Here is a 10,539-nt window from a genome sequence, read left to right as displayed (position 1 = left end):
GCCATTGCGGTTCCGGTTTTCGACGCAAGGGAAACGACAGCTCGAGAGTGACCGTCTCTGGAACAAATCCGGCCTTAATCCTTTAGGCGCTTGGCTCCCAAACGCGTGAGCACTCGTCGACGGACGGTCGGGCCGCTGCGATGCATCTGCTGTTCGCCCGACTGTGACGAGATTCCTCGGCGTGGTGGGCGATTGATTCGCGATGCAAGGGCTGGGGTGATGATGCGACCGCAAGCCGAATTCGGCTTGGGATCCACCGGGACTAGATTTGCGAAAGGTCCGGAACGACATGGTACCCCTCTGGCTGCATGTGCTTGGTGTGGTTTCGCTGGTCAGCGCCCTCCTGGTGGCAGGCTGGATTGGGTGGGATGAGACGCGCCGACCGCAGCCGATGTGGATCATGAACGTCGTCTGGCCGGTCGCCGCGCTTTTCGGAACGGTGCTGGTGTTGTGGGGCTACCTGAAATTCGGAAGATCGGCTGGCGACAGCGCGGCCAAGTCTCGGCGGCGCACGCCCGACACACCCTTCCCCGTGATGGTCGGCAAAGGCGCGCTGCATTGCGGAGCCGGTTGCACCTTGGGTGACATCGTGGCGGAATCGCTCGCAACGTTTTTTCCCGGCGTGGCACTCTGGTTCGGGTGGCGCAGTTTGTTCGACGAGAAGATGTTCGCGGTCTGGATCTTGGACTTCCTGTTCGCCTTCTTCCTCGGCGTCGCCTTTCAATATTTCACCATCAGGCCGATGCGCGGCCTCTCGGTGAAGGATGGCCTGATTGAGGCGCTGAAGGCTGACACGCTGTCGCTGACGGCATGGCAAGTCGGGATGTACGGCTTCATGGCGTTCGCCCAGTTCGGGGTTTTTCGACCGGTTCTCGGCGTCTCGTTGACAGCTGAAACGGTCGAGTTCTGGTTCATGATGCAATTCGCCATGATCGCCGGTTTCTTGACCAGCTATCCCGTGAACTGGTGGCTGCTCAAGGCCGGCGTCAAGGAAAAGATGTAGTCGCGGGCCGGCAAACCGCGATGGCCAGCCCTCCTGTCAGGCCGATGTGTCGGCCGACAGATGTATGGGCGCTGCCGTCGCTGCGAGGCACGGCCCGTCAATTCTGCGTGTTCGGCGTTTAGCGGGTTTCAAGCCAGCATCGCATGACCTAACTTCCGTATGGTCGTCGATCAAATTCCGGGCGACGCAGTGGTTCCTTGACACTTTCGCTCGAATGGATACCCGCCCCGGGGCGGCGTACCGGTTTGTCCGACAGAGCAGTGGGACTACGAGTCCCTACTGCAATGACCATCGGGTGACACGGGAACATTCGCGTCCGCACAGCCCGAAAACTGCATGGAGCGCTGGCAACATGTCTGCGGATCAATATCTCAATCAACAATTGGAGTGCCCCCGCTGCCGGACAACCAGGCTGCGGATCCCAAGAGGCGTGTCCCCAGGCACTCCGATCGTCTGCAGTGACTGCGCAGAATATCTGGGAACGTGGGGGGAGTTGCAGGATGCCTTCGAAAGGCAGGGTGGCTGTCGCGGTGCCTTTCGAATAGAGTGGGGGCGGTTCAAGAAAATCTGATGAACTGCAAATGCCCTACTAAATCGCTGTTGCCCGATCCGGGGCCGAATTTACCTGCGTGGACCGCGATAGCTGTGTTGGCCGCAATCGATGTAGAGCCGTAGAATCGAACTGTTTGGCCTGCGCTCTCGGCGCCATTTGAGCAGCCGCTCATCGGACCGACCTCCACCCGAAGCCGGAGCCACTGCGGCAGGGAGCCTGTGGAGACAAACTTTTGGGTTGACGCTAATGCTGCGGGGCCTGCTGTTCACCGAGCCTGCGATCACCCTCGGCCAGGCTAAGGCATCGTTGCTGCCTGATGGGCCGTAACGGCGGCCATGTTCTGGTTCAGGTGACCCATGATCCAGATTGAGCCCAAAACCACCAGCGCCACGATCAGAACGCCGAAGGCAAGCGCGAGGACATTGTTGGTGTTGTCGGGCCCGGTGGTGATGTGCAGGAAGAAGACGAGGTGCACCCCCATCTGCGCGATGGCGAGCACCGTCAGGGCCGAGATCACCGCCGGCTGGTAGATCACGTCGGTCTGCGCGGCGAGGAAGGAAGCGACGGTCAACAGGATCGCCAGGCCGAAGCCAAGCAGGTAGCCCGCAAGACCGCCCGCGATCTCATGTTCCTCGATGCGCTCTTCACCCGGTGCCGCGTCGCGATGATCGAGCGCCTTGTCGTCGCGAGTGTCCGTTTCGCTCATGATGATGCTCCAAGAAGGTAGACTAGTGTGAAAATGGCGACCCAGATGATGTCCAGCGCGTGCCAGAACAGGCTGAAGCAATGCACCCGGCGCAAGATCTCGGGCCGGAACCCCTTCACCCAAAGCTGAGCCATCATTGTGCCGAGCCACAGCAGACCCAGCCCGACATGGGTGCCGTGGCAGCCGACGAGGGCGAAGAAGGCCGAAAGGAAGGCGCTGCGCGACGGGCCGGYCTGCTCGTTCACCATCGTTGCGAATTCCTGCACTTCCAGGAACAGGAAGGCCGCGCCGAGCAAGCCGGTGAGAAGCAGCCAGAATTGCGCGGCAGCCATCGACCGGCGACGCGTCGCGAGCATTGCCAGGCCACCGGTAAAGCTCGACGTGAGCAGCAGACCCGTCTGCGCCGCCACGCGCGTGAGCTCGAACAGGTCCTTGCCTGTCGGCCCGTCGGCCGTCTGCTTGGACAGGACAGCGTATGCGGCGAAGAAAGCCGAGAACATGATGATGTCCGACAGGAGGAAGATCCAGAATCCATAGGCTACGGTGACGAACTTCGACGCCGGCCCGCCTTCGCCGTGTCCGGTCGCCGAGAACAGGCCATGGGCCTGGCTGCGGCCCAGCCGATAGGGATCGCGCGGTGCGCTGCCTGCCGTGATGTCGCTCATGCCGGACGCTCCCGGCTGCGCATCCATGCAAGCTGCGCTGCCCGGCCGCCGCGATCGATGCGTTCGACCTCGCTGGCGGGAATCTCATAATCGCCATGCTCGCGCCACGCGAACACGACGAAAGTGATATAGGCGCCGATGAAGCCGACGATCGCCAACCACCAGATGTGCCAGATGAGCGCGAAGCCGATCAGCGTGCTGAAGAAGGCGGTGACGAAACCTGTCGGGCTGTTGYGCGGCATCTCGATCGGTTCGTAGTTGCGCTTGCTCTCCGGCGCCTGCTCGTCGGCGGCCCTTTGCTTGATGGTCCAATAAGGCTCTTCATTTTCGACATGCGGCAGCCGCGCATAGTTGAATACGGGGGGCGGCGAGGGCGTCGACCACTCCAGCGAGCGCCCGTCCCAGGGATCGCCCGTCTGGTCGCGCAAGGCCTCGCGTTGCCTGATCGATACGATCAACTGTGTGATCTGGCAGGCTGCGCCGACGATCATCACCGCAATGCCGAAGGCCGCGACCATCAGCCATGGCGTCCAGAGGTCCATATCGATGTGCTGGAGCCGGCGGGTCATCCCGAGCAGCCCGACGATATAGAGCGGCACGAAGACCAGCACATAGCCGGCAAGCGTGGTCCAGAATGCCGCCTTGCCCCAGCCTTCGTGCAAGCGGAAGCCGAAGGCCTTCGGGAACCAGTAGGTGAAACCGGCAAAGGCGCCGAACAGCACGCCCGAGATGATGACGTTGTGGAAATGCGCCACGAGAAAGAGCGAATTGTGAAGCATGAAGTCGGCCGGCGGGACGGCGAGCAGCACACCCGTCATGCCGCCAACGGTGAAGGTGGTGACAAAGCCCAGCGCCCACAACATCGGCGTGTCGAAGCGCACGCGTCCGCCATACATGGTGAAGAGCCAGTTGTAGATCTTGACCCCCGTGCCGACGGCGATGACCGAGGTGGCGATGCCGAAGGCTGCGTTGACGTCGGCGCCGGCGCCCATGGTGAAGAAATGATGCAGCCACACCATGAAGGAGACGATGCAGATGAACAGCGTCGCCGCCACCATTGAGCGGTATCCGAAAAGCGGCTTCGACGAGAAGGTGGAGAAGATCTCCGAATAGATGCCGAAGGCGGGCAACACGAGGATGTAGACTTCCGGATGGCCCCAGGCCCAGATGAGATTGACGAACATCATCTGGTTGCCGCCGGCTTCGTTGGTGAAGAAATGGAAGCCGAGATAGCGGTCGAGCGTCAGCATCGCCAGCGTGGCGGTCAGGATGGGGAAGGCCGCGACGATCAGCAGGTTGGAAGCGAGCGAGGTCCAGCAGAACATCGGCATGCGCAGATAACCCATGCCCGGCGCGCGCATCTTGAGGATGGTGGTCACCAGGTTGACGCCGGTGAGCAGCGTGCCGACGCCGGAGATCTGGATTGACCAGAGATAGTAGTCGACCCCGACGCCCGGCGAATAGGTCATCTCGGAAAGGGGCGCGTAGGGCAGCCAGCCGGTGCGCGCGAACTCGCCGACGACGAGGGAAATGTTGACGAGCAGCGCGCCGGTCGCGGTCAGCCAGAAGCTCACCGAATTCAGCGTCGGGAAAGCGACGTCACGGATGCCGAGCTGCAGCGGCACGACGAAATTCATCAGGCCGATCATGAACGGCATCGCCGCGAAGAAGATCATGATGGTGCCGTGCGCGGAAAAGATCTGGTCGTAATGCTCCGGCGGCAGATAGCCCGGCGCATGGATGGCGAGYGCCTGCTGGGTACGCATCATGATGGCATCGACGAAGCCGCGCAGAAGCATCAGTGCCGCCAGCACGATATACATGACGCCGATGCGCTTGTGATCGACCGAGGTTATCCATTCTCGCCACAGATAGGGCCAGTAGCCTTTCACCGTGATCCAGACCAGCACCGCGGCGGCCGCCAGGAAGACGACCAGGGCTGCGCCGAGTGGAATGGGCTGGTCGAAGGGAATGGCCGACCAGTCGAGTTTGCCGAGCATCGTCATCCTCCTTCTTTGGGCGGGTGCGTCAAGGCCGGCGCCGCCGCCTTCGGCTCGGCCTTCGGGCTCACCTGCGGCTCGCCGGCGGCGGTTTCGGCTGGCCCCGGTCCGGGCGGCAGGGTCTGGCGCAGCACTGCGTCGAACAGGCCAGGCTCGACCTGGCCGAAGGCGGCAGGCGGCATGTTGATGCTTTGGCGGGCAAGCGCGCGATAGGCGTTGGCATCCAAGACGCCTTTGCCATGCAGCGATGAAGCCCAACTGGCGAATGCGTCCGCGGAGACCGCCCGTACACGGAAGTTCATGTCGGAAAAGCCGTCGCCGCTGAAATGAGCCGACAGGCCGAAATAATCGCCTTCGCGGTCGGCCTGCAGATGCAACTCGGTCTGCATGCCGTTCATGACATAGACCATGCTGCCGAGCTGCGGCACGAAGAAGGTGTTCATCACGCTGGCCGAGGTAAGCCTGAAATGCACCGGCGTGCCAGCGGGAATGACCAGCTGATTGACAGTTCCGACACCCTGGCCCGGATAGAGGAACAGCCATTTCCAGTCGAGCGCCACCACCTGCACTTCCAGGGGGCGCTGGCCGGACGCGATCGGCCGGCGCGGATCGAGGTGGTGGGATCCGTAATAGATCAGCCCACCAAGGAAGAGGATTGTGAGCGTCGGGATCGACCAGACRATCAACTCGATCTTGCCGGAATAGGTGAAATTAGGGTCGTAGCGCGCATTGCGGTTGGTGGCGCGAAACATCCAGGCAAAGGCCAGCAGCGCGATCAAGGTCGGGACGACGATGACCAGCATCACGGCAAGCGAGTTCAGAAGGATGGTGCGGTTGCCGACCCCGATCGGTCCCTGCGGATCGAGCACGCCTCCCGCGCAGCCGGGCAGAGCCGAGACTGCGGGCAACCAGAAGAGCGGGCGCAGTGACTGAGATCTACTGGGCAAAAGCACAACGGTTGGTCACGGGTTTGAGACAGAGCGTCCATCAAGGGGCGCGTGGAAATCTCGGATCAGGTCTCCCGAGCGCTGACGCGGTCTTTCTGCCGACACCCTGCAACTCCGGGAGACACGCCCCAACTGTCACAGCAGGCGGTTGTTCCATTACTTTCGCGGGCATCGGGCGTTGGAACGAACAGCTCGCTTGCGATGGCGATATGGCGGTGAGGTTGAGCGCGTCACTGGGTAAACCGATCGCGGGGCATGGCCGCTCTGATCGACGGCATCGGCGACGCTATCTCGCGAATGAGAGGACGTCCGAGGCCAGGGCGCCAGATCAGTAAGCGCCCGTGACGCTGTCGGTGGAACTGCGCAGTTTCCGGACCGTTTCCGCAGTTACCGGAGCGGCCTGGTTGCCCCAGGCGTTACGAACATAGGTGGCGAGCGCAGCGATCTGGTCGTCTGACAATTTCCAGCCAAACGATGGCATCGTCTTGTCGTTGGGGTTCTGCGCCGTCGCTGCGGCATGGCCGCCGTTCAGAATGAGGCGAAGCATCGACAGTGGTTGGTCCGATTGCACGACCGCGCCGCCCCTCAGCGAAGGGAACACACCCTCGACACCTTCGCCGCCGAGCTGGTGGCATGCAGCGCAATCATCGCCATAAATTGCCTTTYCGGCGCTGAGCATCTTCTGATCGGCACTGCCAGCAGAATTGGGGGTGAAGGCAGGCAAGGATTTGAGGAACGTGGCGATTGCCTGCAGATCCTGGTCCGTCAGCTTCGAGGTCGAGTCCTTGACCACTGCGCCCATCGGACCATAGGCAGTCGTGCGCGCATTGTGGCCGGTTTTGAGAAAGGCCACGATGTCCTCTTCGCTCCAGGAGCCTAGGCCCGTGCGTTTGTCGCCCGTCAGGTTGGGCGCGAACCAGTTCTGCACCTCGCCGCCTTGAAAGGCTTCCGACGTCTTCGATGAGCCGAGAATATTCTTGGGCGTGTGGCAGGCGCCGCAATGGCCGAGCCCCTCAACCAGGTAGGCACCGCGATTCCATTCGGCGGACTGGTCCTTGCCGGGCTGGAATTCGCCGGGCTTGAAGAACAGGCCATTCCATGCCGCCATGGCAAACCTGTGATTGAGTGGCCAGATAAATTCGTTGTCGCGCGGTTCGGCCCGCACCGGGGCCAGGGTGCGCAGGTAGGCGCGGATGTCGTCGACGTCCTCGCGCGTCACCTTGGTGAACCAGGGATAAGGGAAGGCCTGGTAAAGGCGCCGGCCATCGGCGGCCAGCCCCTCATGCATGGCTCGGTAGAACTGCTCTTCCGTCCATGCCCCGATGCCGGTCTCGGGATCCGGCGTTATGTTGGCGGAGTAGATCGTGCCGAAGGGCGTCTCGATTGGCCTGTCGCCCGCGAAGGGCTTGCCGTCATCGGCAGTATGGCAAGCCTCACAATCTCCCGCCGCCACCAGATACCGTCCACGCTCCTGCTTGGCGAAATCACCGATCTGAGCATATGCGAAGGGACCCAGCGTCACGAGCACCGCGCCGAGCGCTGCGGCACCTGCCACCAGAACGACTGCGCGTCGCGTGATCATGTGTGCACCAGTGGGCCGGGATGCTTGAGGTATTGGCGGCGGATCGCATCCGCTGCCCACAGCGCAAGAGCGCTTACCGTTCCGGTCGGGTTGTAGCCGCTATTGTGGGGGAAGGCGCTGGCGCCAACCACGAACAGATTGGGCACGTCCCAGTGCTGGAGATATCTGTTGATCACGCTGTCGGCCGGGCTGGCGCCCATGATGGYGCCACCGGTGTTGTGCGTCGACTGATAAGGCTCAATGTCATAGTGYGGTCCGCGCGCCGACTTCTTGATCTCGCGAGGCTTCATGGCGTGCGCGATCTCCACCATCTTGCCCATGGYGAAATCCTGCATCTTCAGTTCGTTCTGCTTGAAGTCGTAGGTCATGCGCATGAGCGGCCGGCCATAGACATCGCGGTAGGACGGATCGAGATCGAGATGGTTAGACTTGTCCGGCATGACCGCCCCCATGAGCGACACGGACATCGACTTGAGATAATTCTCGACGAAGGCCTTCTTCCACTTGGCGCCCCATTTCGGGGTTCCTTCCGGCAACAGCTCCGTTTCGATTGGACGTCCCGTCGTCATGTAGCCGGCGATATACCCGCCATGGATGAATCCGAGGCCGGTGTGGTCGAAATTGTCGCCGTTCCAATCGTCGACGATGACGCCCAACGCGCCCACCCCGACGAAAGGATTGAGGAGCTTGTCATCGAAGAACAGGTCGACGGAAGGCGTGAGCTGATAGCAGTAGTTCTTACCGAGCGTGCCCTGGCCAGTACCTGGATCGTAGATCTTGCCGATGCCGGAGCTCATCAGCAGATGCACGTTGTGCGTGGCATAGGCGCACACAATGACGAGATCCGCCGGCTGCTCGAATTCGTTGCCCTGGGCGTCGACGTAAGTGACGCCGGTCGCGTGCTTGCCGGAAGCGTCGACGTTGACCCGCGTGACCTCGCTTTCCGTGCGAACGGTGAAATTCTTCTTCCGCATCAGGACGGGCAGGATGGTCGTCTGGGCACTGGCCTTGGAATAGTTGCCGCAGCCGAATTTCTCGCAGAAGCCGCAATAGGTGCAGGGCGCCAGCGTGACGCCGAGCGGATTGGTATAGGCTTGCGACATGTTGCCCGAAGGGCATGGAAACGGGTGCAGCCCGAGGGAAGCCGCCGCTTGACCGAACAGCGTCGGCCCGTAGGTCTGCTTCATCGGTGGGGTGGGGTAGGGCTTCGAGCGAGGCCCTTCGAACGGATTRCCGCCCGCCTGTTTCTGTCCCTTGACGTTGCCGGCCTGGCYAGCGATGCCGCACAGTTCCTCCCAGCGCATGTAGTAGGGCTCTAGCTCGTCATAGGTGATGCCCCAGTCCTGCAGCATCATGTCCTGCGAAACCGCGGCGTTCCCGTATCGCGCGACGGTCTGGCTGCGAATCTGGAAATCATAGGGCAGGAAGCGCCAGGCCTGGCCGTTCCAGTGGATGATGGATCCGCCGACGCCGGTGCCGGGCAGGAACGAGCCGAGCCGCCGCATCGGAAGCGCCGTCTGCTCGGGGGTATTGCGGAAGGTCAAGGTCTCCTGAGCGGTCTCTTCGAACAGATGCCCGTGATAGCGGTAGCGCAGCTCGTCCTGAATGAAGCTGGGGGCAAAGTCGGTTCCCGTGTCGCGCCAGCTGCCGCGCTCCAGCGCGAGCACCTCGAGCCCGTCTTCCGTAAGCTCCTGCGCCATGATCGCTCCGGTCCAGCCGAAGCCGACCAGGACCACGTCGACGGACGGAAGCCTGTTGACCATGCGTCAGCCTTCCCCGTTCCATTCCGGACGGCCGCGGATCCCGACTGGCGGTTGATCATAGCGTTGTCCGTGCCGGTCGACCCAGTCGAGATAATTGTACCGCGCGCCGGGAAACCCAAGCATCTTCCATCCCGCCATATCCTTGTTCCCGCCATAGATGGGATCGCTGAACATGCCCTCCTTGGTGTTCAGCCAGAGCATCTTGAAAAAGGTCTTGCCATCCACCCCGCCAAGGTCGAGCTTGYCTTTCTCGAGATCGCTTATGATCGCGTCCTGTTGGTCTGGTGCCAGGCCGGCGAAAGGCGCGGCAGAATGCGAGGACGCGACGTGGTCCTCTATAGCCTTGATGGCTGCCCGATAGAGCGCAGAAGGGGTCAGGCGCGATTGATAGCCCTGCGTCTCCTCTCCCTTTGACCAGGGGCCTTGCATGTACCAGCCCTGTGCCCGACCGTAGGCACYGGCTAATTGATGATCGATGAACAGCGCAACCCCGCATGCCTTGGCTCCGGGCCCGATGGCGTCGTCTGGAACGAGCCTTTCGGTAGCGGCTTCGATGAAAGCCGCCTCCTCGGGTGTAAAAAACTTGTAGTCAGGGGCCTGGAGGGGATGCGGAGCGTCGGCCTGATGCGGCAGCCACGGATCTTTGTCGCCACCATGAACATCACGTGAAAAGGCGGGTGCCGTGCCAACGCCTCCGGCTGCCGCTGCGGCGGTTGCACTGACCGCCAGGAATTGGCGGCGGCTGACTTTTTTCGGTTTCACGACGCGGCCATGATTGCGAGTGCGTGCGGAGCCAAACTGGGGCATCGGGGAAATGTTCCCTCCGCGGGTCACTTTTTCGCAGCGCGATTGAACGCCGAGCGGAGGGGAGACCGGGCAGGTCGTCAGCGATGYGCGGACCACGGCGTTGTGGCGGAGGTCGTGCCAGACCGTCCGCAGCGCCGAAGTTGCTGCAACCAGTTGCACCGTTGTGGTCGGCCCGATCCCAGCAAGACTGTCTGGCGGTTCGCTAGATCTCTTGCTGGCGCACGGGCGGCGAAAAGCTGCGCGTCACCTGCGCTCGGTTCTTCAGCCGATCAGGGTCAGCCCGAAGAGAATAGCCAGCCACAAGGCGACCGCCACCGCCACCAGCGGCGGCAGGGTTTCCTCTCCGGTCAGCTTCATGAACACCACGGCGACGACAGCTGCCTTCATCGCCGCGATCAAAAGGTTAACGGCTGTGTTGGCACCATGAAGATCGAGGAAGGATGACGCGACCGTCAGCCCAAGAAGGACCAGCAATGCGACATAAGCGAAGGCGAGCTTGCGGATGTGTTCCAT

9 protein-coding genes are annotated in these 10,539 nt (G+C 62.1%); 1 reads left to right on the top strand and 8 read right to left on the bottom strand.

The window, feature by feature from the left end; all coding sequences use genetic code 11:
• Positions 1 to 289 precede the first annotated feature (289 nt).
• Positions 290 to 1,003, top strand: coding sequence for a DUF4396 domain-containing protein (locus LCM4576_RS19410; protein WP_041005304.1), 714 nt, complete (start codon positions 290 to 292; stop codon positions 1,001 to 1,003).
• A gap of 848 nt (positions 1,004 to 1,851) precedes the next feature.
• On the opposite strand, the gene cyoD is transcribed toward LCM4576_RS19410, so the two are convergent.
• The 8 genes from cyoD to LCM4576_RS19370 all read right to left on the bottom strand — a co-directional run bounded on the left by cyoD (position 1,852) and on the right by LCM4576_RS19370 (position 10,539).
• Positions 1,852 to 2,262, bottom strand: coding sequence for a cytochrome o ubiquinol oxidase subunit IV (gene cyoD / locus LCM4576_RS19405; protein WP_041005302.1), 411 nt, complete (start codon positions 2,260 to 2,262; stop codon positions 1,852 to 1,854).
• Complete coding sequence (cyoC, locus tag LCM4576_RS19400) at positions 2,259 to 2,927, bottom strand: cytochrome o ubiquinol oxidase subunit III (protein WP_071033940.1); 669 nt, start codon at positions 2,925 to 2,927, stop codon at positions 2,259 to 2,261. The genes cyoD and cyoC overlap by 4 nt, the downstream gene beginning before the upstream one ends.
• Positions 2,924 to 4,927 (bottom strand): cytochrome o ubiquinol oxidase subunit I, encoded by a 2,004-nt coding sequence (cyoB, locus tag LCM4576_RS19395; RefSeq protein WP_071033938.1) that lies wholly within the window; start codon positions 4,925 to 4,927, stop codon positions 2,924 to 2,926. Before cyoB ends, cyoC begins: the two co-directional genes overlap by 4 nt.
• Before the next feature lie 2 nt (positions 4,928 to 4,929).
• Complete coding sequence (gene cyoA / locus LCM4576_RS19390) at positions 4,930 to 5,880, bottom strand: ubiquinol oxidase subunit II (protein ID WP_116390021.1); 951 nt, start codon at positions 5,878 to 5,880, stop codon at positions 4,930 to 4,932.
• 322 nt (positions 5,881 to 6,202) lie between these two features.
• Positions 6,203 to 7,456, bottom strand: coding sequence for a cytochrome c (locus LCM4576_RS19385; RefSeq protein ID WP_071033921.1), 1,254 nt, complete (start codon positions 7,454 to 7,456; stop codon positions 6,203 to 6,205).
• Positions 7,453 to 9,219 carry a GMC family oxidoreductase gene (locus LCM4576_RS19380; RefSeq protein WP_071033920.1) on the bottom strand — a complete coding sequence of 589 codons (1,767 nt, stop codon included), beginning with the start codon at positions 9,217 to 9,219 and terminating at the stop codon, positions 7,453 to 7,455. Before LCM4576_RS19380 ends, LCM4576_RS19385 begins: the two co-directional genes overlap by 4 nt.
• A 3-nt stretch (positions 9,220 to 9,222) precedes the next feature.
• Positions 9,223 to 10,185 carry a gluconate 2-dehydrogenase subunit 3 family protein gene (locus tag LCM4576_RS19375; RefSeq protein ID WP_244510849.1) on the bottom strand — a complete coding sequence of 321 codons (963 nt, stop codon included), beginning with the start codon at positions 10,183 to 10,185 and terminating at the stop codon, positions 9,223 to 9,225.
• 102 nt (positions 10,186 to 10,287) lie between these two features.
• The gene (locus LCM4576_RS19370; protein ID WP_052467692.1) at positions 10,288 to 10,539 is read right to left on the bottom strand and encodes a cytochrome C oxidase subunit IV family protein; all 252 of its coding nucleotides are present in this window, start codon (positions 10,537 to 10,539) and stop codon (positions 10,288 to 10,290) included.

The organism is Mesorhizobium sp. LCM 4576 (assembly GCF_001854815.1).
GTDB lineage: Bacteria > Pseudomonadota > Alphaproteobacteria > Rhizobiales > Rhizobiaceae > Mesorhizobium > Mesorhizobium plurifarium.
The sequence above is the reverse complement of the archived record's forward strand: the minus strand, read 5'-3'. Positions and strand labels throughout refer to the sequence as shown.